This window comes from Enterocloster aldenensis (assembly GCF_003434055.1).
Taxonomy (GTDB): Bacteria; Bacillota; Clostridia; order Lachnospirales; family Lachnospiraceae; genus Enterocloster; species Enterocloster aldenensis.
Window position 1 is genome coordinate 72,085 of record NZ_QVEX01000015.1, and the last position, 24,146, is coordinate 96,230.

General features: G+C 51.1%; 29 protein-coding genes. All 29 read right to left on the minus strand.

Features of this window, described 5'->3' with window-relative positions; translation table 11 throughout:
- Positions 1–10: 10 nt before the first annotated feature.
- On the minus strand, positions 11–373 hold the full coding sequence (locus tag DWX59_RS22265; RefSeq protein WP_117561559.1) for a FliO/MopB family protein: 363 nt from the start codon (positions 371–373) through the stop codon (positions 11–13).
- Between the two features lies 1 nt (position 374).
- Positions 375–1,316, minus strand: a complete 942-nt coding sequence (locus DWX59_RS22270; RefSeq protein ID WP_117561561.1) for a FliM/FliN family flagellar motor switch protein — start codon at positions 1,314–1,316, stop codon at positions 375–377.
- A 15-nt stretch (positions 1,317–1,331) separates the two neighbouring features.
- Positions 1,332–2,222 (minus strand): flagellar motor switch protein FliM, encoded by an 891-nt coding sequence (locus DWX59_RS22275; protein WP_117561563.1) that lies wholly within the window; start codon positions 2,220–2,222, stop codon positions 1,332–1,334.
- Positions 2,215–3,048: an OmpA/MotB family protein gene (locus DWX59_RS22280; RefSeq protein WP_117561566.1), complete on the minus strand. Its 834-nt coding sequence runs from the start codon at positions 3,046–3,048 to the stop codon at positions 2,215–2,217. The genes DWX59_RS22275 and DWX59_RS22280 overlap by 8 nt, the downstream gene beginning before the upstream one ends.
- Entirely contained in the window at positions 3,049–3,483 is a 435-nt protein-coding gene (gene flgC, locus DWX59_RS22285; protein WP_117561568.1) for a flagellar basal body rod protein FlgC, read from the minus strand.
- A gap of 11 nt (positions 3,484–3,494) precedes the next feature.
- Positions 3,495–3,851, minus strand: coding sequence for a flagellar basal body rod protein FlgB (locus DWX59_RS22290; protein WP_117561571.1), 357 nt, complete (start codon positions 3,849–3,851; stop codon positions 3,495–3,497).
- Between the two features lie 17 nt (positions 3,852–3,868).
- Entirely contained in the window at positions 3,869–4,249 is a 381-nt protein-coding gene (gene fliS, locus DWX59_RS22295; protein WP_117561574.1) for a flagellar export chaperone FliS, read from the minus strand.
- Between the two features lie 16 nt (positions 4,250–4,265).
- Positions 4,266–5,405 (minus strand): flagellar filament capping protein FliD, encoded by a 1,140-nt coding sequence (fliD, locus tag DWX59_RS29695; protein WP_268878121.1) that lies wholly within the window; start codon positions 5,403–5,405, stop codon positions 4,266–4,268.
- 189 nt (positions 5,406–5,594) lie between these two features.
- Positions 5,595–7,184, minus strand: coding sequence for a flagellar cap protein FliD N-terminal domain-containing protein (locus tag DWX59_RS29700; RefSeq protein ID WP_268878122.1), 1,590 nt, complete (start codon positions 7,182–7,184; stop codon positions 5,595–5,597).
- A gap of 11 nt (positions 7,185–7,195) precedes the next feature.
- Positions 7,196–7,672: a hypothetical protein gene (locus DWX59_RS22305; protein ID WP_117561576.1), complete on the minus strand. Its 477-nt coding sequence runs from the start codon at positions 7,670–7,672 to the stop codon at positions 7,196–7,198.
- Complete coding sequence (gene csrA, locus DWX59_RS22310) at positions 7,659–7,937, minus strand: carbon storage regulator CsrA (RefSeq protein ID WP_117561578.1); 279 nt, start codon at positions 7,935–7,937, stop codon at positions 7,659–7,661. The genes DWX59_RS22305 and csrA overlap by 14 nt, the downstream gene beginning before the upstream one ends.
- Entirely contained in the window at positions 7,931–8,377 is a 447-nt protein-coding gene (gene fliW, locus DWX59_RS22315; protein ID WP_117561581.1) for a flagellar assembly protein FliW, read from the minus strand. Before fliW ends, csrA begins: the two co-directional genes overlap by 7 nt.
- 21 nt (positions 8,378–8,398) lie before the next feature.
- Positions 8,399–8,998, minus strand: a complete 600-nt coding sequence (locus tag DWX59_RS22320; RefSeq protein WP_117561584.1) for a DUF6470 family protein — start codon at positions 8,996–8,998, stop codon at positions 8,399–8,401.
- 21 nt (positions 8,999–9,019) lie between these two features.
- The gene (locus DWX59_RS22325) at positions 9,020–10,003 is read right to left on the minus strand and encodes a flagellin N-terminal helical domain-containing protein (protein WP_117561586.1); all 984 of its coding nucleotides are present in this window, start codon (positions 10,001–10,003) and stop codon (positions 9,020–9,022) included.
- A gap of 10 nt (positions 10,004–10,013) precedes the next feature.
- Complete coding sequence (gene flgK, locus DWX59_RS22330) at positions 10,014–11,483, minus strand: flagellar hook-associated protein FlgK (protein WP_117561589.1); 1,470 nt, start codon at positions 11,481–11,483, stop codon at positions 10,014–10,016.
- Positions 11,484–11,512: 29 nt separating this feature from the next.
- Positions 11,513–11,959, minus strand: coding sequence for a flagellar export chaperone FlgN (gene flgN / locus DWX59_RS22335; protein ID WP_117561592.1), 447 nt, complete (start codon positions 11,957–11,959; stop codon positions 11,513–11,515).
- 13 nt (positions 11,960–11,972) lie between these two features.
- Positions 11,973–12,275: a flagellar biosynthesis anti-sigma factor FlgM gene (locus DWX59_RS22340; protein WP_117561594.1), complete on the minus strand. Its 303-nt coding sequence runs from the start codon at positions 12,273–12,275 to the stop codon at positions 11,973–11,975.
- Between the two features lie 228 nt (positions 12,276–12,503).
- Entirely contained in the window at positions 12,504–13,037 is a 534-nt protein-coding gene (locus tag DWX59_RS22345; RefSeq protein WP_117561597.1) for a late competence development ComFB family protein, read from the minus strand.
- The gene (locus DWX59_RS22350; RefSeq protein ID WP_117561599.1) at positions 13,030–13,800 is read right to left on the minus strand and encodes a ParA family protein; all 771 of its coding nucleotides are present in this window, start codon (positions 13,798–13,800) and stop codon (positions 13,030–13,032) included. Before DWX59_RS22350 ends, DWX59_RS22345 begins: the two co-directional genes overlap by 8 nt.
- A 244-nt stretch (positions 13,801–14,044) precedes the next feature.
- Positions 14,045–14,317, minus strand: coding sequence for a hypothetical protein (locus tag DWX59_RS29075; RefSeq protein WP_207660458.1), 273 nt, complete (start codon positions 14,315–14,317; stop codon positions 14,045–14,047).
- Between the two features lie 268 nt (positions 14,318–14,585).
- On the minus strand, positions 14,586–16,085 hold the full coding sequence (locus DWX59_RS22360; protein WP_117561602.1) for a flagellin N-terminal helical domain-containing protein: 1,500 nt from the start codon (positions 16,083–16,085) through the stop codon (positions 14,586–14,588).
- 206 nt (positions 16,086–16,291) lie between these two features.
- Complete coding sequence (locus tag DWX59_RS22365; protein ID WP_117561604.1) at positions 16,292–17,245, minus strand: M15 family metallopeptidase; 954 nt, start codon at positions 17,243–17,245, stop codon at positions 16,292–16,294.
- A gap of 158 nt (positions 17,246–17,403) precedes the next feature.
- Positions 17,404–18,054: a PilZ domain-containing protein gene (locus DWX59_RS22370; RefSeq protein WP_117561607.1), complete on the minus strand. Its 651-nt coding sequence runs from the start codon at positions 18,052–18,054 to the stop codon at positions 17,404–17,406.
- A gap of 129 nt (positions 18,055–18,183) precedes the next feature.
- On the minus strand, positions 18,184–18,555 hold the full coding sequence (locus tag DWX59_RS22375) for an EscU/YscU/HrcU family type III secretion system export apparatus switch protein (protein WP_117561610.1): 372 nt from the start codon (positions 18,553–18,555) through the stop codon (positions 18,184–18,186).
- Positions 18,542–19,954 (minus strand): antitoxin, encoded by a 1,413-nt coding sequence (locus DWX59_RS22380; RefSeq protein ID WP_117561612.1) that lies wholly within the window; start codon positions 19,952–19,954, stop codon positions 18,542–18,544. Before DWX59_RS22380 ends, DWX59_RS22375 begins: the two co-directional genes overlap by 14 nt.
- On the minus strand, positions 19,954–21,810 hold the full coding sequence (locus DWX59_RS22385) for a flagellar assembly protein A (RefSeq protein ID WP_117561614.1): 1,857 nt from the start codon (positions 21,808–21,810) through the stop codon (positions 19,954–19,956). Before DWX59_RS22385 ends, DWX59_RS22380 begins: the two co-directional genes overlap by 1 nt.
- Before the next feature lie 34 nt (positions 21,811–21,844).
- Complete coding sequence (locus DWX59_RS22390; protein WP_117561617.1) at positions 21,845–22,612, minus strand: flagellar hook-basal body protein; 768 nt, start codon at positions 22,610–22,612, stop codon at positions 21,845–21,847.
- Between the two features lie 11 nt (positions 22,613–22,623).
- The gene (locus tag DWX59_RS22395; protein ID WP_117561619.1) at positions 22,624–23,364 is read right to left on the minus strand and encodes a flagellar hook-basal body protein; all 741 of its coding nucleotides are present in this window, start codon (positions 23,362–23,364) and stop codon (positions 22,624–22,626) included.
- 4 nt (positions 23,365–23,368) lie between these two features.
- Positions 23,369–24,145 (minus strand): sigma-70 family RNA polymerase sigma factor, encoded by a 777-nt coding sequence (locus tag DWX59_RS22400; RefSeq protein ID WP_117561622.1) that lies wholly within the window; start codon positions 24,143–24,145, stop codon positions 23,369–23,371.
- Position 24,146: the final 1 nt, after the last annotated feature.

Consider the following 24,146-nt stretch of genomic DNA (forward strand, 5'->3'; position numbering starts at 1 on the left):
CTGCTTCCACTCATTGCGTTTCTCTCCCGCCTCTTTTTCCTTGCTCATCCCTGTTCCTGCGCGCCTTTAACCGGGACGTGAGGACAGCGGCAAAATCCGGCGTCGTTTCCGCCAGCGCCAGTGTCTCATATGTATCCAGTTTCTCCAGCCTGGTAATCCCGGCCGGAGAAACCCCTAACAGCAGGATTTCCTCCTGTACCTTTACCACAAGGAGGAAACTGTCACGTCCAACCGTCATCTGGTCCAATACCTGCATGCCCGCAGACCTTTGCTTAAGGCTCATGCCACGCCCCAGCATCCTGGTTGTGTAATAGGCCAGGAACAGGACCACTATAAGGACAATCAGGTAAAACAGTATTTTCAAAAATGCCATATCAATCCCTCTTGCCCATGATCTCTATGATACGGGTGCCAAAATGGTCCCCGCTTACCAGCACATCGCCCCTGCCAACCAGTTCCCCGTTCACCACCACGTCGGCCGGGGAGCCCGCCTGCTTATCCAGCACCAGGACCTGTCCTTCCTTAAAGGAAAGCACGTCCTTCACACTGCACACCGTACTTCCAATCCTGACCGATACATCCAGGGTCATGTCCATCAGCTTCTTCTTGTCATCGCCGATCTGCTCCCTGTCATACTGAAGGGGCGTGTACTTAAATTCGGGAAACGCCACCTCCTGGACCGATATTGCCGGCTTCGGCTTCTCCATATGTTCCTGGATCCCGGACAGGGGCACCTCCTCAATGTCCGGTATGCCAAGCACCTGCTTCATTGCCCGGGATGCAAGGATGAAGGCATCCGACTCCACCACCCCGTCAATGACATAGTGAAGGCGGACCATCACAAACCGGCTGCCCGTCCCCCACACCCTGGTCAGGTCCTGGACACGCTCCGTGTTGCCGTATGCAGATATCCCGGTAATGAATTCCCCCATGTCACGCCCAAGGAAATCATTGAGTTCAGCCACGGCAGCCGTCATGCACTGGGACGCAACCTCCTTAAGTGTGCTGAGGGCAATCTCATCCATGGGACTGTCCGTGTCAACGGGCACTCCCATGATATAGTTGGTCAGCCGCACCATATCTTCCTTGGAGAAAACCAGAAGCTGGTCCGCTGTCAGCCCATTGGCTGTCCTGCGCCCTTCTATGACCACATTAAAATGAGGCAGGCAGCCTGCCAGCCCATCCGTGTCTGTCTCCTCCACCCTGGACACGGCTATCTTAACGTTCCTGCCAAGAAGGGAACCTAATATATTGCACACTGGAACTGCCTCCATCTCCAGCAGTTCCTTTATGGCATCCTTATCCATGTTTAACATACTCACTCCTCCCGGCTACAGCTCATTGCTGATTTCCACTGCCTTGCGCAGCCTGGTATGTCCTGCCTTTGCCTCAAAACAGGCCACATCCTCCACATATACGGAAATGCCGCTGTCCACTTTCTTGTTTAAGGGAATCACATCCCCCGGCGTAAGCTGGAGTATATCCTGGGCATCCAGGGTAAACTCATGGAGGATGGCCCTAAGCTCCACCTCGGACGCCAAAAGATGCTGTTCAATATAATGCCGTTTGGACTTCTTTTTCTCCTCATCCTGCTTTTTCTGGCTGGCCGCAAAGGAATAGCCGAACTTGGATGTCAGCTCTTCCACATTAGGCGCAGGCATGACCATGTTAAGCCGGGCAGACAGCTTGTCAATGACCACCTCCAGCTCCACCTGGATGACCACGTCCTCCTGGGCGCTCATCTGCAGAAGATGCGGATTGGTCTGCAGCCCTGTCAGGGACGCCTGCACATCCAGGTACTGCCCCCAGGACTCCCCAAGGAACTCGGTTATCTTGCCCAGGACATACTGGAGGATGGCCTTTTCAATATCCGTGAAATCCCTGGTCAGCTCATACTCCGAACCAACGCCGCCCAGAAGGCGCTCAATCATAAAAAACGCCAGCCTGGTATCCACTTCCATGGTCAGAGGCGCTTCATTGTAATCCTTATTGGCCGGACTCAGCGTAATCATCCCAAACAGGGAGCGGTCCGGCACTGAATTGCTGAACTCCTGATAACGCTTCTCCACAATCCCGTTGATGCTGATTTCACAGTAGGACTGGAGAAGGCCTGTGAGATACGGCGCCAGGGCACGGGCAAAACTGTCATACAGATTCTCCACCGTGCTCATGCGCTCTTTTGTAAATTTCTTAGGTGATTTAAAATCGTAACTCTTAATCACTGCCTGTTCCTTCCTGCATCATGGCCTTATCTCCCGGCATGGTTACCGGGAACAGAGGGTCCATTGTCTCCACCCCGTCTATGGTATCTTCTGGCTTGTATCCATTTCCAAGGATGATTATATCCACCCGGCGGTTCTGTTCGCGCCCCTCCCTGGTAGCATTATCCGCAATAGGATAATACTTGCCATAGCCGCGGCATATCAGTTTCTTAGGGTCAAACCCCACCTGTTCTTCCAGGTAAATCGCCACATTGTCCGCCCGTTCCGAGGACAGGAGCCTGTCATTGATCAGGGAGTTGGCTGCCTGGGCCGTGTGCCCGTTTATGTAAACCGCAAGGATATCATCCTGCTTTTCCTTTAACATGATTCCCACCGCATCCAGCATGGACCTGCTGTCCGCCCTCAAGACCGCGCTGTCAGGGTCAAATAACAGGTCATTCTTAAAGCGGATGAACACCGCGTTCTCGCTGTTGGACACCATGGCATCCAGGTTCTCGGTATCAAAGTAAGTCTGTATGTCCCTGGCCATCCGGGCCATCTCCCTGGCTGACGCCTGGGTGTTCTGGGAACCGGCGGGTACCTGGATGGCTTCTTTAGTGTTCTCCCCTATGACGGGATACTTTAAATCCTGAGGCACATCCTCAATATCCGTCTGCACCTCAATGCCCAGCTGCCGCTGCATGGCCGTGGCAATCTCCTCCAGCTTGCTGATATTCACATTTGATATACTGTATAATAATACGAAAAAGGTCAGGACAAGGGTTATCATATCCGCATAGGTATTTAACCACTCCTGGCCTCCTTCTTCATCCATCTGCCTTTTCATTTATTTACCGATCTCCAGGGCCTTTAAAGCCATGCTCTTTGCAATATTGAGGGCCGTGACATTGGCCTCATAGGCGCGGCTGGCAGCCATCAGGTCCACCATCTCCTCCGCACTGTTCACATTGGGCATCATCACATAACCGTCCTCATCCGCATCCGGATGATCCGGGTCGTAAACAGGAACCAGGGGATTCTGGCTCTCCACCACTTCCTCCACATACACGCCGCCATCCTTTGCACGGGTCATGGCCTTGCCAAGTTCATTCTTAAAATTCAGTGAATTCTCGCGGAACACCACCTGTTTCCTTCTGTAGGGCCCGCCGTCAGCTGTCCTGGTGGTGTTCTGGTTTGCCAGGTTCTGCATGATGATGTCCGTGCGGAACCGTTCCGCCGTCAGGGCGGAACCTGTTATATTAAGTGAATCCAAATACCCCATTGCCTGCTCCTTTACTTACCTGTATTATTAATCACGTACCGCAGCGTGGACAGTTTGCCTGACATCCGCATGGTCAGCGCTGAATACTGGCTATACGCCTTCCACAATTCCAGTTCTTCCTTTTCCACCTGGACATTGTTGCCGTCCGGCCTGGCCTGGGTGGCTGCGTCTTCCTCCACCACCGGCTTTGCAATCCGCTCCGCGCCCTGCTCCGTCTCACGCAGCACGTCCCTGAATTCCACCTTCTTGGCCTTGAACCCGGGCGTCTCCACATTGGCTATGTTGTGGCTCGAAACCTGCTGCTTCAGCCACATGGCATCCATTCCCCGTTCCAGGGCCCCTAACGCCCTGTCGTCAAATAACGGCATATCCCATCCCCCTTATCTCATCCCGTATGGCTCATGCGAACTTGTTTATCCGCCTGGGCAAATGCTTCCTTCAGTTCCATTATCATGGGAAGTACCTCCTGCACCGGGTCAGGACTCTTCCTGACATTGGCCTGGATGATCTGATGATTAAAATACTCATAAAGAGAGGACAGGTTCCGTGAAACCGGATACTGGCTGTCCAGTGTGGACTCCAGATGGCTGATAATGGCCTGAGCCTTCTTAAAATGGGTATTGCTGGCTTCAAAGTCCCTGACCTCCAGCCCCAAAAGCCCCTTGTTCAGACGGTTGATGATCTCGTCATACAACAGGTTAATCATATCTCCCTGGGTCATGGTCATAACGGACTGCTGTTTATACTTTGCATATGGATTCTGCATATTGATTACTCCTTCATCATGATGAGAACTGCTGGGTAAGCCATGAACTCTGGCTGTTCATATTGGAAATTGCCTGTTCCATGGCGGTAAACTGCTTCCAGTACCTTGTCTTCTCCAACTGATACTTAGTGTTTAAGTTGGAAAGTGTCTCTGTAATGTGCTTCATCTCCTCATAGAGGGTATTGCTTGTGGTAAGCACATCCTTGGTACCCGCATACCGCACCATGCTGCCCGGGCTTCCGCTGCTTACATTGGCCGCTGCCTTGATGGTATTCTGCATCTTAACGCCCAGTCCCTGGTCCCTGTCCGTGAACAGGGCTCCAATGGCATCTGCATTGGTGGCCACCGCAGACCTTAAGGCGTCCTCGTCAATTACCAGTTTTCCATTATCCCGCCAGTTATCCGATGTCTCGATACCGATATCGTACAATGACAGTCCGGCGCCTTCCACGCTGCTGTAGAGGGCCATCCTCATGTCCCCCAGGAAGCTGGAGATATTGGAATCATTGTGAAGGAGTCCCTGCTTGGATTTTTCCTCCCAAAGCTCAACCTCCTTGTCACTCATCTCTTTCTTCTGCGCATCCGTGAGAGGGGCGTATTTCTTGTAATTGGCAGTCTCTGTCAGCTGCTTGTTCAGCTCTTCAATCAGGGTGTTGTAATCATCTACAAAACTCTTCAGACTATCTATTATTTTATCAGTATCACGGGATGTCGTCAAGCTGATTGGACCGTTCAAAGCGTCATAAGTGGAAGTGATTTCCATGGTAATTCCATCCAGCTCAAAGGTGTTGGTGTTGCGCTCGATGTCGGTGCCATCGACGGTTAGGATGGCGTTTTGGCCGGAGGTGACGGAAGGGCTGGATGAAAATAACATCTCATCCTTGCCAAACAGGTTATTCACCAGCGCGGTTCCGTCCGCATCCGTTCCCTCTATGGTAAAGCCCTGGGATGTGCCCTGTATCTGTATCCTATGATCCGCAGTATAAATGACCGAGACTCCGCTTCCCCCTCCTAATTCACTATTTATTTTTGCAGCCAGATCAGCGAAATTGGGGTTGCCTGATGTCCACGCCATTGCACCAAGGTCGATTGCCTTAGCGGTTCCGTCACTCAGGGTTAGTTTCAGGTTCCCCTTTAGGATTCCCGTATCCGCCACCTGCTTTGACGTTATTGTATTCGTACCCGCTGTTAATGTAACAGATTTACTACCAAACAGGCTTTCGACAAGATTATTCCCGTTTCTTTCAGCTGTTCCGCTGATACTGAATCCACTTGACTTTCCTGTTATATTAATCCTTCCGCCATCGTATGTCCCGCCTAATTTCCCAGCCAGCCAATCCAGGTCCTAATCCGCAGAAGCATCTATCTGGAATGGAACACCATTTAAATAAATCTCTCCGGTCATGCCTAAATCAGCTAATTTCCTGCTGCCTTCAATCACATTATTCTGGCCAGCGGTAAAACCAAATTGATTGGTAATCCCCTGGACCAGGTTGTCTGCTGTAAAACCCACTTTATGGTTTGAGGATTCGATTACAACAAATTGATTGGGAGGTGCTGACGCATCTTGCTCCAAAGAAAATTTAATCCTTTGTGAACCATACTCTTTATCAAGTTTAGAATTTATGGCAGCAATTACACTTTCAGTATCTTTATATTTCTCACTTCCTGTTTTCCCTTCCAGGTTGATGACAAAATCCTTCCCATCCACTTCCAAGGTTAAGGATTGGTTCTTCCCGCTGTTCAAATCATTTACAATTGATTCCAGGTTAACGGAGGCACCTTTCAGCTCTTCTGAAAACAGAGATGACTGGAACCCGGTGGCTTCCACGCCAAACATGGTAGTCAGCAGATTTCCATATGTCTGTTTCATATCAATATTGGATATTTCACCGGTGGAAGACGAATGCATTATAAATTTATCAGAGGCTGATGAGTAAGAAACCTTCACCCCTGCATCACTGCTGTTAATAGCACTGATTACATCGCTAAGGGTAGAGTCTTCGGTCAACCCTTTAATCGTCACCCCGTTAATCTCAAATTCATACCTGCCGCCCTGTAACGGTGTCGCAAAATTCATGTTTTTCAGAGAGGTCCCGTAATCCAGTTTATTAGAAAACCCACCCTTAAATCCTAAATTGGCAATGACTGCCTTGGCCTCGCTGCTGCTTCCCGCTGTCTCTATAATAACCCTTCTCGTAGAGTTAACCGCTTCATCTGAAGGAGTCCCGTCCGTTTTAAGCTGTACCAGCTTCATGATCTGAGTGCCGTTTAACGAAGGGTCGGGGTTGGGCTCCAGCTTCATGCCGACTGCCGTTCCAAAATTGCGGTATAATGCCTGGTTAATATTAGCAAGCGTCTTATCCGCATCCACTGTACCAGATGCAACACCTGGTCCGGCTGCCTCTTCCACCTCAAATTCAATCGTCTTACTAACCCCATCTAAGGTAACAGTAAAGGCCTGGGTCTTTCCTATCTTGCCCGCAAACTGGGAGAAATCCACAACATTCCCCACCGGTTCCCCTGTCACCGTCCCCGCCGTCTTCACCGTACAGGCCGTGGCCAGCTGTTTAACAGCATCCACCTTCATGGAACTGACCGCATTGGAAGAAACCGAGCTGATTTTAATGGCGCTGTTGCTGCTAAGTCCTGTCATGGTCTTAAAGGTGGTTGGACTCATCAGGTTGGTCTGTCCTGAACCATAATAAGAGAAATACTTATCGCCAAAGGTATTGATCTTTCCAATCAAATCCCTGTAAGTTTCCTGTTTCCACTCCAGCTGCTGCTTTAGTCCTGTCTGTTTATCAATCTTGGTCTGGGTACCCATCAGCAGGCTTTCTACGATGCTGTCCGTATCCATGCCGGAAGCAAGGCCCGATATGTAGTTTTTATTTCCGGCTGCGCTGACTGTATTAATTGATGATGCCGATGCCATGGCCTATCCCCCTATCTCCTTTTATCATAGAGCACGCCTTTGCTCCCCTGATTCATCTGCTTTAAGTACCCGGTAAACCTACCGTTTACATTGTTCTGCTTTATCTTTTCCTGAAGCCGTGCCTGAATCGCCGCCATCTTCTCCGGCAGCCCTGCTTCCAGCTCCTGTATCCTGGTTATCATGGTAAAAACAGCCTGGCCGTCCCGGAACAGTCCCTGTTCCCCTTCATTCAAGCTGCTGTAATCACAACGGTTCCTGCCTATGCTGTAGCAGCGTTTCCCATAAGCCGAGCCGTCCCTCAGGCCTTCCATCTGTTTGTCAAGCCCGTTAATCTTGTCTATGAGGGCCTGCCTGGCCTCCACGGCAGCCACGATTTCATCCACTGCCTCGGAATCGTCCGTATCTAACCTCATGGTCTCCTGCCCATATTGCCCCAGCAGGATGGTCTTTTCCCGAAGCAGCATCCTCATCTGGTCAATGGTGTCCATCCCCGCCCTCCTTTTCCTCCCGGGCGCTATCCTGCGCAAGGGCTTTTAAGTTCCTGGAAAGCTGGAATACCTTCAGAAGGTCCACCTTATCGGACGCCTCCTTGTTATTCTCCACAGTAAGGTAGAGTTCCGTGCGGCATATCTTCATGTCGTCCGGGGCTGATATGCCAAGGCGCACCTTGTCGCCTTTGATTTCAGCCACGAATATCTCGATATCATCTCCGATTTTAATGGATTCACCCTTTTTTCTGGATAATATCAGCATAGGCCGTCCCTCTCTCCCTGGCTGAATATAGTCTGCCGTATGGGATAATCCTGATCCAGAATCACCTGGACGGCCAGATTTGTCTTATGGTTAATGATGACAGGGCTCTTGAGGTTCACGGTGGAATCACGGAAGGTTTCCCCGATGACCATGAGCACCCAGCAGTCCAGGTCATCCTCAGGCACTGCCTGCAGAAGGATTAAAACATCCTGCATCACCACCGGGGCGTAATCACGTTTTACCTCCAACGGGTTCAGCATGATAAAGCAGATATTCTTCTGCTCAATGGACTGGAGCCAGCAGATTCCGCTGCCCATATTGGAATCATTTACAAGGACGAACTGGGTATATTCCTCAAAGCCGAAAACGGGCTGCTTAAATGTTATGATGTTCTTCTCTTCAATATCAAGGATTCCGAAATCCCGCGTCTCAATCTTCAAATGTATCCCTCCATCAAATCCCTACTCCGCCACCGCCTCATGGGCCGGATTGGCGCTGGGCGGCACATACATGGGTTCGCCCATATATTCAATATCCACTTTGGGATACTGCTCCACATCCACCCTCAGTTCTCCCGGCACATAGGCGGCCGGCGGTTCCTGCACCTGTGGTTTGAATTCCACCTGGGCCGGTGTATAATCAATGGATAAATCCGCCGGTTTCCAGGAAATGTCCGGCCCAACCGATGGTATGAACGCTATCCCGGTGGTAATATTGGTCTGGGCCATCATCTGGTTCTTCATGATATCTGCCACCGTGATTCCGTCCTGTATCTGCATCATCTGATTGCCCACCCTGGAATACTGGGCCGTGGCGTCCGCTGCCGCCTTAAGGCCTGCCTGGGCCCCGTCCCTCATGATTCCCCTGGCTGTCCTGAACCCCATGCTGCCCCTGGAGCGGGACGTGTCAATATCCACTTTGATATTCTCTGACTTCATATTCAGTCTGCCAGGATTCTGTATGATACCCACTTCCGGGTCAGGCATCCTGCTCTCAAGCCTGGCCCGCTGGGAGGTCATGGACAGCTTAATGGGAGTTGTTGTAATTTTTAACACATTCATCCTCAGACACCTCGTTTCAACTTATTTCATAAAGTCAAATATGGACGGCGGTATGATGCTGGACCCCAGCTGCAGGGTAATCATCCAGGCTGTCTCCGCAGATTTGTTGTTCACAGCCTCTGTCTCCACCTTAACCGCTTCCAGGTCCTTCTGGCTTTTCTGCAGGTTCACAAGACTTGTTTCCAGCCTGTCCTGGGTTCGCTCCAGCATCTTCTCCCTGGTTCCTATCTCAGATGTGGCAATGGAAATATTGCTCTGTTTTTTCTTTAGCTGGGACAGGGTATCCATTGCGCCTTCCTTATCCCCGGCCTTTAGCTGGTCCCTCACCTGCCCTATGAGACTGTACAGGTTATTGGGCATCCCGTTTTCGTCCTTTCCATATCCCAGCACATCCACGCCCGAGGTGGATATCTTAATTCCCGTCTTAGCCGTATTAGTTCCCGTGGCATAGGTCCCAAAGCCAATGTCCAGATAAACCGGCTTATTTTCACTAAAATACGTATCCGGATCATTCTTATCATAAGCATCCACGGACTTCCCGTTAAACAGCAGGTTCCCATCCGTGTCCAGGGTAAACGGCGCCTGGCTGTTGGCTGATCCGGAGAACAGGAATTTGTCCCCGTACCTGGCGTTCATGGTCTGAAGCAGTTCCTCCATCTGACCGCTCAGTTCCTCCGCAATGGCGTCCATGGAATCCTGGCTGCTGGCGCCCCCTGCCTTGGTGGCCTTCTCATAAATATTCTCAAGGATGGAGTTAAGGGTCAGTATGTTGGAATCCGCTGTCTCCAGTTCCCCCGTGGCATTCTTCACCACATTGATATGTTCTTCGGTCCTTGCAATCTGGTCACGGATTGCAAATGCCTTGGACGCGGTCGCCGGGTCCTCGGATACATGGTTGTACTGCCGCTGGGATGCCAGCTTCAGATTGGAGGACGCCAGATTAGAAATATTCCTCTGTAGATTTTTATTATATGAAGTTGTCATCATATTTTCAGTGATTCTCATATGCTCCTCCTTAACGTCCCACAATACCCATCTTATTAATAATCATATCCAGCTGTTCATCCATGGTTGTCATAAGACGCCCCAGGGCCTGATACGCTTTATTATATGTCATCATATTAATCCCCTCTTCATTAAGGGAAACGCCGGATACACCCATGCGCTCCGACTCCACGCTTTCCGCAATGGACAGGGAAGCCTGCATCCTGGAACTGTTGGTCTTGATTTCACTTCCCAGGGTATTGGTGGTTTTGGTGATAAACTCGCTGAATGTGCCTGAAAACTCACCGCCAAAACTAAAATCCTGTTCCAGGGCCGCCTTCATATCCAGGATATCCGTATTGTCCAAATCCCCGTCCGGATTCTTATCCCTGATGATATAAGAGGAATCCGCCGCCCACTTATCACTGATGGAAATGTTCCCGGCCGTGATATTCCCGTTCCCATCCCCGCTGAGAAGTTCCTTATACTTATCCGGGAAATCCGGGTCATCTGCGTGAACCTTATGATTGAACACGTCCGCAAGGGTCTTTGCAAGGTTATCCAGCTGGTACTGGTAATAGGGTATGCCTGCCGTAACGGAATCATTGCCCGTAAGCATATCGGTAAAGCCTTTGATGGCCCCGCTGCCCAAATTAGCCGTCTTGCCGTTGCTGTTCCATGTAAGGCTGGCGCCGTCGCTGCCTATCATAAGCTGGTCGTTGGTGTAGGATGCCCCTGACACATCCACCACCACCTTGCCGTTAAACTTAACCTGGACCCCGCCTCCATCCAGATCCGTGACCTGGACAGAACCGTATCTGGATAAGTCGTCCAAGATGGTATTGCGCTGGTCCAGCAGATCATTGGGTCCATAATTCACCCCGTCATAATCACTGTTTGCAAATATCTCATGGGCAATGGACCGGTTCAGCTCCGACAGCTGGTTCAGCTTGGTATTGATGTCCTGTACCGCAATGGAGAAATCATTCCTGGTCTGCTCCATCAATGTCTGTAAATTGGCGTCATATTCATTCAGGACCTGGGTCACGGCCTTAAACGCATGCATGACAATATTGGCATTGGTCTCCTGGTATGGATTCTGGCTGAAATCCGCCAGGGACTGGGACAATGAGGTAAGGGCCGACTTAATGCCGGTGCCTTCCACTTCCGGGTCACTGATGATTCCCTCTATCTGGTCCAGGATGGCTGCCTTCTGGTCAAAATACCCAACATCGCTGTACTGCTCCCTGAACTTGGCGTCCAGGTACGGATTGCGTATCTGGGCCACTCCCTTTGCATCCACGCCCTGTCCTGCCAGGGGTATGGAGCTGTAGTTGAACTGGCTGCTGCCATAGACATTGACGCTTACCGAATCCAGGCGCTGTCTGGTATATCCTTTTGTCTTAACATTACTTATATTATTTCCAACGATATCAATGGCTTTCTGGTTCACCATGATACCCCTCTTAGCTGTCTCCAGCCCCATAAATGTCGGTCTCAATCTGCCACTCTCCCTGTACCTGCCTGATATCAGGCCTTTTTCTCCAGCTTACTTCCCTTTTGTACGGACGGACGGCCATAGATTCCTGTGGGGTTCCCCACCATCCTGGAATCAATGCCCATGCGTTCCAGCTCAGACTTCGCAAGTGTCTCCGCCTTCTTGTTATAATATTGGATATTGCCGATGGAACCGTCAATCCTCCGGTACAGCTCCAGCAGCACTTTCCGCTCACTGTCCTTTGCCTCACCGGCAATCTGTTTCAACGTCCTGCCATCCAGCCCATGGGCAGTGAACAGCTCCTGCCGCCTGCGTTCCAGGTTCTCAAGCTTCTTATCCATGGCCTGCTGCATCATGATGGTCTGCTCCACCTTATCCAGTTTCCTGGTCATCAGAAGTCCCAGTTTCTCAACCTGTTTCTGCTCCATGGCCTCCAGGGCCTCTGTATATTCCAATAGAAAATCAATGATATCTTCCAATTGCTTCCCCTTCCTACAGACCGCTCATCATGCGCCTTGCAATCTGTTTTGCCGAAACCTGGTATGTGCCGTCCTGTACCTGCTGCTTCAGGTCAGATATCCGCTCTGCCGGGGTGCCTTCCTGCATCGACCTGGCCAATGCCGCGGCAAAGGACGAAGCATCGCTTTTCTTTGCGCCTTCGCTGCTGATGCAGACCGCGTCCCCCCTGGCCTTACCGGCTGCCTTGGGAGACAGGGGAACACTTTTCTCCGTGTGTTTTGCACTGCTTACAGCGTTCTGGTACGCTGCGTAATTTCTCGTAATCTTCATATCCATAGCCCGGCTTCCTTTCTTTAGGTGCTCTCTGTATGGTAATACTTATATCCTGATTCTAATAACCCTATATTACTTATCGAACGCCAGGATGGAAACTTTACAGGGCAAAAATAATTTTTAATATTTTTTTGCAAAGAAACAGCCGCCGGACCGCGGCCTGGAATGATGCCATTCCTGCCACTGCCCTGACGGCTTTTCATCTTTCAATTCCATTATAGATACTGCTTTTTAATGCCATGGTTCTTTTTTCACCACCAGGATGGCCTGTACAAGGGCCCCGGTAACCTCCGAACCATTCTCAAGCTCTGCCTTACCACGTTTTTCCTGGTCCCCTTCCTTCATCACCACATAGCGCGGTTTCAGACGGTTCAGGGCCAGGGCCGCAATATCCTTTTTGCATTTGTCGCATTTACAGCAGTTAAACCTGTCCAGGGTGGAATCCAGCCGCGATATGACCAGTTCCTCCATCAGGTTAACAAGCACCATATTATTTTCTTCCTTAAACGGCAGGGTAACCGGATTGCGCTTTAAGGCCTTTGCCATGGATGCTGCCGTGGGCGGCGTTAAGGACCCAAATCCCGGCGCGCCGGACATACCGGACGCAGCGCCCTCTGCTTCCTGCGGCGTTTTGGCGGATGCTTCACAAACACCACCGTCTTTGCCCATATCCCCTGCATGATCCGGCGTATCCTTTTTTGCGGCAGACGGCATGATTTTGCGGTACATCATTTCTTTGTCAATCTCTGTCCTGGTCTTAGCCATTTGCCTTAAGCCCCCTTTGCATCAATTCCTGAATCAGGCTCTTGTAATCCCGCACCGCATTGCAGTCAGGCGCATACTCCAGCACGGAACACTGCAGGGACTGGGCCTCCCTGAGCGCAACGCTCTCACGGATGAATGTTTCCAGCACAGGCATCTGCAGATCCTCTGCCACCATCCTGAGCGTCCCCTCCACCTCTTTGCTGAACCTGGTCCTGGGATTATGCTTGGTAAGGAACACCCCCAGGATCCGGATATCAGGATTGCAGTAATTCCTGACACGGCGTATGGTTTCCTCCAGCTGGGTGATTCCCTGCAGGCTGAAAATATCCGAGAGCATGGGCACCAGCACATAGTCAGCCGCCGTAAATGCATTTACCGTCAAAATACCAAGGGCGGGCGGCGAATCAATGAGTATGTAATCATAAAGACCCTTCAGCGAACCCAGGGCCTCTGTTAGAAGGAACTCCCTCCTGACTCCTGTAAACTCCAGTTCAATACTGCTGAGAAGGATGTTGGACGGGATGATATCTACCAATGTGGACTTCTGAACCGCATATCTGGGCTTTAACTCCCCCTTCAGGACATCATAGATGGTGGCGCTCTCCGTATCCGCCCCCAATGAAAAACTCAGGTTTCCCTGCGGATCCATATCCACTGCAAGGACCCTGTAGCCCATTTCCTTTAACGCTGTTGCAATCACATAGGCTGATGTAGTCTTTCCCACACCGCCCTTTTGGTTAGACAACGCAATGGTTACCGCCATAATGTACTCCCCCGGGAACCCAATTGTTCCTCATTTGTTATATTATGGTTTTTATTATATCAGGAAATTGGGGTTGAGACAATTGGGTTTTTCTTCCTTCCAATATCCTATTTGCACTTTACCTTAAGTTATTATTGCTTTCTTTTCAGCCATAAGGGCGCAAAACCGAAGCGCTGCCCCCTGGCTGACGACAGCCCGACCGCAGCGCCCCAAGCCAAAGGTCATATTGGATTGATTGGGTCAGTCACATCTCCTTATATATCCTGCGATTGTCCCATTCCGGATGATTATGAACCATCTCATGAATCCTCTTAACAAACGTTGTATCCTGTTCCAGCAAATCTGCTGTTTCTTCTATAGACATGCCCTTTGCCGTCATCTTTCCGATTAAGTTGATTAATGTTAGAATCCTGCCTTCCGTCTGGCCGCCTTTCCATCCTTCTTCCCATCCTTCTTCTCTGGCCGCTTTCCGCTCCATAGCCAGATGCTCCTGTTCATTATACTCAGTCCAAATCAAATCCCGCACCTCCGCCCTGTGTGTTGACAAAAGCTCCGACAGGATACCATCGCGTATACATTCTTCCGCCGCACAATCCACCGCCTCCCCCAACACACTGCCTTGGAAATAGAAGGGGCAGAAAAGCAATATAGAATTTCACGGTTGTAAAAAACCTAAAATGGAGAAAAAGGAGGCATTGCCTCCTGGCCGGTAATCACTACCCGCCATTATGCAATGCCTCTCTTATAAAACTTTTCTATCAAATCCTACGTATTCAACCTATAGCTTACTGTAATAACTGTAATACTGACTGTGGCTGCTGGTTAGCCTGTGCCAGCATAGCCTGGGCAGACTGCATCAGAACGCTGTTCTTTGTGAATTCCATCATCTCTTTTGCCATGTCTACGTCACGGATGCGGGACTCAGCAGCTGTGATGTTCTCTGTCGTAACACCCAGATTGTTAATGGTGTGCTCAAGGCGGTTCTGGATAGCGCCCAGTTTACCACGGCTGGTTGATACCTGGTTGATGGCGTCGGTGATTTTGCTGATGGCTGCGGATGCTCCTTCTCTGGATCCGATATCAAGACTTCCTATACCAAGAGCGTTTACATGCATATCAGAAATTGATAAATCTAATTGATTCCAGGAGTCATTCGTATCACCAATCTGCAAATTTAATCCACCGCCACTAGCAAGGCCTTTACCACCGGTCAACGCAGCCGGAGTAATTGTAGCTAAATCTGCACCACTGATACTTCCATCGAATGCCACCGTCATATTAGCACCAGCTTTTGCAAGAATAGCATTCACATCATTTGCTGTATACGACTTTGTTTGGTCTAAACCTACTAATACATTTCCATTTGAAGCAGTAATCTCCACACCGCTGGTAGTACCATTAAAGCCAATCGTCCTACCATCGTTACCTGCCGTACCTGAAGCTATAGTAACATCAACACCACCTGTTGTAGTTGCCTTTCTAGATGCATTCTCAGCTTTAGCAACTGCAGTAGCCGCTACTTGCTCAACAGTAGTTGTACCATCAGTTGTACCAATTTCAATGTCTTTATCAATACTGATTTTCAGACCACTTGCAGATGCAGGAAGTGTAGCATCCCTGATAAGTTTATCAATATCGGCTTGGGTATACTTTTTACCAGCAGTTGCATCTAAAGACAGTGTAATATTACCACTTGCGTCTGCTGTTACGCTGGAACCATCACCTTTCTTTACAGTATTTATGGTTATTGTCTTTCCTGCTTCTAACCCAGAAACAGTGAAATTAACTGCCCCAGTAAAGTTACCGGCATCCGCTGCTGTATTCTTTGTACTTGTTACCTCTACACCTGTGGTACCATTCCCCATAGAACCATCTAACAACTTAATCCCATTAAAATTAGTACTATCTGCGATACGGTTAATCTCATCTTTCAAGGCACTAACTTCATCCTGCAACGCTCTTCTGTCCACATCGTCCGTATAAGTACCATTTGCAGACTTGGTAGCCAGTTCCTGCATACGGTTCAGCATGGAATGAACTTCCTGCAGTCCGCCTTCAGCCGTCTGTACCAGGGAAATCGCATCCTGGGAGTTATCGCTTGCTGCTGTCAGACCTTTAATCTGTGCTCTCATCTTCTCAGAAATAGCCAGACCAGCTGCATCATCACCTGCACGGTTAATTCTGTAACCAGATGACAGTTTCTCAAGTGACTTAGATACCGCGCTGTTGTTCACGCCCAGCTGTCTGCTGGAATTCAGTGCCATGATATTGTGTTGGATCCTCATACTAATTACCTCCATGTAATTATAATTTTCCGGGAATTCCTTTTCCCTCGTTTCATACTGTTTCCCAATGCCGGACGGGCCCTGTCTGACACTGGACCAAGTTTCCGGAACATACCATCCCTTCCGCTCTGTAATATATATCGTACGCCCCTTCCTGTTTATTCACCAAAAAAGTGCACAAAAATCATTGCTGATTTCTGTGCACTTTATCCATATAGACTTTGTTCAATATAAAATTCTTCCAGCGACAGGCCATGCTCTTTTATATACCTGGCAGCCTCCACGCCCACATAGCGGTAATGCCACGGCTCATATTCAATTCCGGTGATATCCGTCTTGTTTTCCCCATACCTCATGATAAAACCATAATCCTGGGCGTGTTCCATCAGCCATCTGCCCTCCGGCGTGTCCTCAAATGCCTTTTCAAGCTTATGATACTTCTTCGTATAAAAATCAACCGCCAGGCCCAGGCAGTGTTCTCCTGACCCCGGGATGGATATGGTCTGCCTTGCAAGAATATATGATTCTTCTTTTGTATGGCCGCTTCTCACATAAGACTGTACCTTTCTGTTAAACAGTTTCTCCTGTTTGTCCAATGTCCTGTAGCCGGAGCACACGACAGGCGACAACCCCTGTGCTTTCATATCTTCCAGCATCTGCATCAGCGGTTCATAAATCCGCTCATCCACAGACTGTTCGGTTCCCGGAATGGTTTTTAACCCCACCTCATAATCCTCAGGTACCGGGTACTCTGCGTTTGTAAGTATCAGGCACCACATATCATCCTGGCTGATGAACAGTTCTTCTGTGCCAGCCATTCCACCGGTGTAATCCGCTTCTTCATTTGTCTGTCCGCTTAAAAGCAGCCTGCCATCTGCACGCTCACCCTCCATACCGTTTTCCGGCCCATGCCCTTTTCCAGTACCCCGGTCATCCACAACCGTACCTTTCCCATCCGCTTCAGGATTCTCCCCTGCTCCCGCAAAATCCGCCGCAGCCACATTTCCGGAACCCGCCGCCTCCGCCATGTCTAACGCCCGCTCCCATTCCAGCTTCCGGTGTGCCGATATATAAAACAGGGTCAGGATTATCAGGAAGGTATAAATCATCACCCGCCTGTTCCTGACCATCCGCCGGTCCTGTGATTTTCTCTGGGCCATGTCCCTGCATCCTCCTAAACATAACTTCGCTGATGTCCGTTACCTGCATTGTCTGGCAATATCTGGCATTATTCGGGATTACCTGGCAGTATCCTGCAGCATCCGTTTTCCAGCCACATCCAATCCTGCCAGCCCCGTCACCCATCCGCCTCATCCCGCTACCGGATGCGCCTGAGCTGGTCCCCCTGCCTGCGCAGTATATACCGGTACAGCAAATCCTCCTGCCTGGTAGCCATCTCCATGAACTCGCATCCATAGCCGTAATCGCCTTCCGGCCGCTGTACCTGTCTGCGCACCTCGCAGGTGTACAGCATGGAGTCCCCCATGGCGGGTATCACGATATTAAAGCGGTCATTGACCTTGAATTCTTCCCTGCTCCTGAACATCAGGCCGCCCAGGCTGATATCCACCAGCTGGACCTTAATCCCATTGACGTCCTTTGGTTCCTCTTCCATGTCCAGCACATCATCCCCGCGCATACAGTTATAGATGATGCCTATATCTCTTGTACTGATACGGAAATACTCCCGTCTCTCGTCATTGGTAGCCTCGTTTAAATCAATTATCCTGGCCAGTTTTGGCGAAGACAGGTAAAGCCGTCCAATAAGCACCTTAAACCCAAGCTGGGTATTGTATATTTCCAGCTTTATCAGAAGATTATATGGAATACCCGGCAGTTCGTTGCGTGAACTGCCCACATCCACGAAATTCTTTCCGATGCGGTGCAGGACACCCATACTGATCAGGTCATTGTTCTTTGCTTTGATTACACATGATGAGCCCACATACCCATCCGCTAAATCAACCAATATACCCACCCCCCTGTTTTCATCATGTTGCTGCCACTATGCTGTTCCATCCATTCTGCTTCCACTACGCCATTACATCCATGCCGCTATCCGCAACATGTCCTTAACCACATGCCCGGCGATACTCCATTACTCCTGATTCTTATCCCGGCCGGACACCAGATTCCGTCTCAGCCGTCCGCTCCCTGCTCCCTGCTGCGCCGGCTTTGCGGCTGCGGCTGCTTTCTCCACCCCTTTTATCTGAGCCGAGGTTTCTATCAGCCTGCAGTAAATGGCCGCAACCACCTCGTACAGTTCCACCGGGATATTGGCTCCCACATCCAGCATGCAGAGCAGGGAAGCCGCGCTGTCATCCTTGAACACAGGAATCCCCTTTTTCTCGGCAATGTCTATGATGTGCTCGGCAACCGTCCCATAACCTGAGGCAATCACCACAGGGGACGTGTCTTCCTCCGCATTGTATTTTAAGGCGACCGCCTTGTTCTTCTTATATTTTGACATCCACACCCGTCCTTTTAAATGGCAGGTTCTTAAATACCTCCATCAGGGAACGCACATGGTCCATGCGCTCCACCTCTATGTCCATTGCACGGTATCCATGCTCCTCCATGATGCTCCTGAATTCCGGCACCAGCGCTTCAAATATGCCCGCATATGACTCAGGGCAATACAGATGGAACCCCAGTTCCCTGCCCGCCATCATGAACTCCGCCTCCATCTGCCCGATTCCAGGTATATCAAAGGTTATGAGCACATGGACATGGTCTGTCCTGCCGGAATCCCCGGCGCTGTCCCTTCCGCCTTTTTGGCCTTCATCCTTTGGGTCAATCCACAGTTCGGAAAATGCCTTCATGCCCTGATAATCCACCGGAATCACAAAATGCAGCAGCGGCGTGTAATTGCAGGGCGAGGACAGCAGGCTGGTGATGATTTTATCAATCTTATCCCCGTTCAGGCTGTTCATAGGCGTTTCCCTGTCCTGCTTGGCAATGATTTCCGCCAGGGTGTCCATAATCCGCGAACGGTTCATCTGACGCTCCGGCGTCCGGAAACTTTCTATGTAATCCCGGACCATTTCCCTGAGACGCGCCTTATCCTCCCGGTTGTCCACGTGGATCAGGAGGTTCAGCAGGGCTTCCTGGAGATAGGCGTCATTGTCCTGGTACCTGGACATATTATAGAGGATATTGGGCAGGACCCTGGCTGTCTGGGGAGAGTAGAGAACGCTTTGCTCCAGCTCCCTTAATGCCTGTTGCACTTCTGTTTTAAGTTCCTCGAACCCCTGTCCTCCCTGGGCATCCCTGACCCGGACTGCCAGCCGGGCAAACCGGTCAGACAGCGTCCGGCTGCCGGCCAGCTGCTCTGACAGGTACTCCAGGCTGTTGGCAACGGAGTCCAGCACGTCCTGCCTGGATATACTGCCGTTCATTGCCTTTAAAAGCTCCGCTGTCTCCATCCGCAGCTCCGGCTTATTCCCAAGCAGATTCCTCAGGAAGTCAAACAGTTCCCCCTTAAACAGCGTGGACGCGTATTCCTGGTCCACCAATTCGTCTACAATGTGTTCGGGCTGGATTAAAAGCGCGTCAAAAAGCTGTCTTATTTCCTGGGTCACCGTATTGTTGTTCACAGGCAGGAGGCTGATGATTTCCTCCAGCATATATATATTCTTCAGGTAGTTGACCGTTACAGCCGGATCCTTTAACAGGTTCATCAGGGTAGCTGCCCCGGCTTCCCTCTCCAGCACATTATGGTTTCCCAGAAGGCCGCTGCCCTCGGGATTTTTGGTGATATGCCGGATTTCCTGCATGTCAAAGGGGACTGATGGGTCTTTCAGCGCCTTATCCGGCTGTATGATATTCTTGTTGATGACCGGAGAAGTCACCCGTAAGATGTCTGCCATTAGCGAATTCCTTTCCTGATTTCCCCGTCAAGATAGTAGAAGGTGCAATTATCCTCCTTTTTAGTGATGCTCATCTTACAATCCCCAATGTTGATGACACTTCCGGGATAAACCTCCCTTGCCGTAAGCCTCGACCTGCCAACCTCACGCAGTTTCCGGGACAGTTCAGCGCCCTGCTGCTTCAGCTTCTTTTCCTTCAGCGAATTGATGGGGGCTTCCAGCTTAAGCTTTGCCAGACGGTCGCGCTGGGCCGGCGTGATACTGCCCTCCTTAAGCTTGCCGTTAAGATATGATATATCCTTATTAAGCCCGGTCAGTTTCCTGGACAGCAGGAGCATTTCCTTTCCCACTGCCTCCATCTCCTCCATCAGCTGGGGAGTCAGGCCCAGGGTAACCGAGGTCGTGATATGGCTGGGCGCACCCACGGCCTTTACATTCATACAGTTATAAACCGAACAGTTCCCTCCGATGAACGCGCCGCGTTTTCCCAACAGTGTCAGGTCATGGCCGCAGGACACCTCTGAATTGATGATGTACTCTGCCTGTATGTTATTTTTTGCGTAAATGCTGCAGTCCTCCAGGAACTTGGCCGTGATATCCCCGTCCGCCTCCAGGACGCCGCTTTTCATTCCCCGCATCCCTTTGTGCAGCAGGATGTCCCCGCCCGCCTTCAGGTAAGCGCCTTCCACGATTCCCATCACCGTGATGTCGCCCTTGGCAATCACCCGGTATCCCTCCAGCACGTCCCCGCGGATCACAACACTGCCTGTAAATTCAATATTGCCCACGCTGTTGTCCACATTGCCGGACACGGAGAATATATTCTCCACATTGAACCGGCCGGAACGGAAGGTCAGGTTGCCCTCACATGCCGCAACCAGTTTATCCCGCTCCGGGTTATATACGATATTCCTTCCCTGGGGGATGGGCGGCATGGTGCCGTTCTTTCCCCGCACAGGCTCACCGTACACATCCACGCCGTCCTCTGGCTCCGTGGGCATGGTGATATCGCATACCACATCCCCTTTCTGGACATTGTGTATCAGGTTCATGCTTTTAAAATCAATGCCTCCATTGCCCTTGGAAGCATACTTTATCTGGGCCTTCCTGGGGAAATAATCCTTTATCCGGCCATCTTCCCCATTCCTTGCAGGCATCCCATTTGCAATGACCGCCATCTGCAGGTACTGCCTTTCACTGACAATGGTCCCTATTTTCTCCTCGTCCACGCCATAACATATGCCCTTCTGTTCCAGGGCGTCATGTATCATTGCCCTGGATACATCCTGTCCGCCTCCCCGGGGACCGTGCACCATCATGGAGACGCTCATCCTGTCATCCGCCACAATCAGCTCCACCCAGGCATCCTGGTCTGTTTCCTCGGCCGGCGCATCCTCACCGCGGCCATACATTTCCTTACCATATCTGTCCTGGCCGTATCCATCCTGGCCATACGTATCCTGGCCATATCCGCCCTGGCCATATCCGCCCTGGCCATATGAATCCTGGCCATACCCGTCCTGACCATCCGCCCCGGTCTGCTCCTTTCCCAGAAGCTCCCGTTCCATCTGCTCCCTCCGCCTTACCTCAGCCTCATTCCAGTCCTCCACGGTTTCCACCCGGTGGTCACTGTCCAGGTTCCTGCCGCCCGGTTCCCAGCCTTCCCGGTTCCTGCTGTCCTGGGTACTGCCTGGTCCTGCCAGCCCATCCTCCGCCCTGTCCTTATTGTCATGGGGCTGCCCCTGTGTCCGTAATCCTTCCCGTTCATCCTCTCCCGCGTGTTCCGGAATCCCATCCTCCTGATCATCATCAAGAAATTTAGATAACAAGCTGTAAATCAGACTTTTTTCGTTCATGGGCACCCCCTTTTAGCACAATCTGCTGATGTCACTACCTTAAGTTATTAATCATCTCTTCCATCTGGTCCGCAGTGCTTACAATCCTGCTGTTAAGCTGGAACGCACGCTGGGTCTGCATCAGGTTGACCATTTCCGTGGACATGTCCGCATTGGACATTTCAAGGGTTCTGGTCATGACCGCGCTTTTCTCCTGGTCCTCGTCCAGATCCTCTATGGACATCCATTCCCCGGAGGTCTGGCCGGAGCGGAACAGGTTGGACCCTGCGTGGATAAGCCCTTCCGGGTTCTCGCACACAAAGAGGCCAAGCCGGCCCGCTATGGAATCCAGGTCCAGTTCCCCCGTGTCATCCCCCCTGCTGTCTTTTGCTGCCTTGTACTCCAGTTCAATGGGCTCGCCGTCCCAGTCCAGCACATAACTTCCGTCGCTGGTGGTCAGATAATTGCCGTCTTCGGTGGAAGATATCTGGAAGGCCCCGTCCCTTGTGTAAGCCGGTTCCTCCTCATCCTCGCTGGTCCGGATGGCAAAAAATGCCTTGCCGGACACGGCAAAATCCAGGGCCCGCCCGGTCTTGCGGAAAATCCCCTGCCCAAAGGCGGTCCCCGGTCCGTTGTTCTTCACGCCGTGTCCCACCTGGGCCTCTGGCCTCATATCCATCTGGGTGTACAGCAGGTCGTTAAAATCACTGCGCATGGACTTGTATCCATTGGTCCCCACATTTGCCATGTTATTGGCAGTCACATCCAGATCCTGCTGAAACGCATTCATGGCTGAGACCGCTGTGTAATATGAAATATTCATCTTATATCCCCCTACAGCTTCCCTATATCGTTGGCTGTCTTCTGGTTCATCTGGTCTATGATGGTAAGGGCCTTGCCGCATGACTGGAACGCCCTCTGCACCTCCATGGCCCTGGTCATCTCATTGTTCAGGTTCACGCCTGACTGCTCCAGTTTTCCCTGGCAGACCGTGGGATAGACCTGGGTAAGGGCCACGCCTCCCCCTGCCCCATAGGTGCCGTTGTCATAAAAGATCAGGCTGTCATAATCATCCGGCTCCACAATCTGTATCTGGTCCAGCTCCCCGTCCTCATTGTCATAGATAATCCCGTCCGCGCCGACCCGGAACCCGCCCTCATCCACATACACAGGGCCGCCGTCCCCCATTACCTGGCCAACGCCGGGAAGTATCAGGTTCCCTTCCTCGTCCCTTGTAAAATGTCCGTTGCGTGTCAGGTACTGGCCGTCCGTGCCCTGGATGACGAAAAATCCGTCCCCGTTAATCGCCAGGTCATAGGTCTGCCCCGTATCCACCACCGGCGCCTGGCCATGGGTGGTCATCTCCTTTGTCCCGATGGAGATGGTGGAACCCTGGCCCAGCCCTTGGGTCTGACCGTTCATCTGGCGCACCAGCTGTTCATTGAACGTGGTTTTCACCAGGCGTTTGGGCTTATAGCCGCTGGTCTTTACATTGGCGATGTTATTGGCCGCCATGTCCAGTGACCGCTGGTTCATCAGCATGCCGGAGGCAGCTGTATAAAATCCTGAAAACATATCCTTATCCCCTCATATATTCTTCCAGACTGCTTTTCAGCTTCCTGATTGCCTTGGTATGTATCTGGCATACACGTGACTGTCCGATGCCCATGACCTCTGCAATCTCTGAATATTTTAGTTCCTCATAATAGTACAGTGTAATCACAAGCCGTTCCTTTTCCCCCAGGTCATCAATGGCAGCCGTGAGCATTTCCATCATCTCCCTGTAAAAAAGGCTTTCCTCGGGCCTGCCATCCATGTCCCCTGCCTCCAGCTCCCCTTTTGCAAATATGGCAGTCATATCCTGCAGCACTGCTTCAAAAGAAAGCACGGATGCGTGGTTCATGTATTTTATATGGTTTTCCACCTTTTCAACGGGCATGTCAAGGTACCCGGCCACATCCTTCACATCCGGCTCCCCCATTTTTTCATGGGACAGGATGGAAAACGCCGCTTCTACCTTTTTCTGGAAATTTCTTGCCCGGTGGGGTACCCAGTCCTGGCTCCGTATATAATCAATCATGGCCCCGCGCACGCGCACAAATGCGTATGTCTCAAACCTGGCCCCTTTGCCGGGGTCATAGCGGTCCAGACATTCCATCAGCGCCAGCACCCCCTGGTCCGTCAGGTCCTCCTGTTCCAGAAGGCTCCCGGCCATGGTCCGCATCTGTACTGCAGCGGACCTTACAATGGGGAGATAATGTAGGACCAGCTTATTCCTCAGCTCCTGGCTGCCGTTTTTCCTGTATGCCTCCAGGACCCGGGTCATTTCCTCATGGTCTGTCTGTTCCATCTGCATA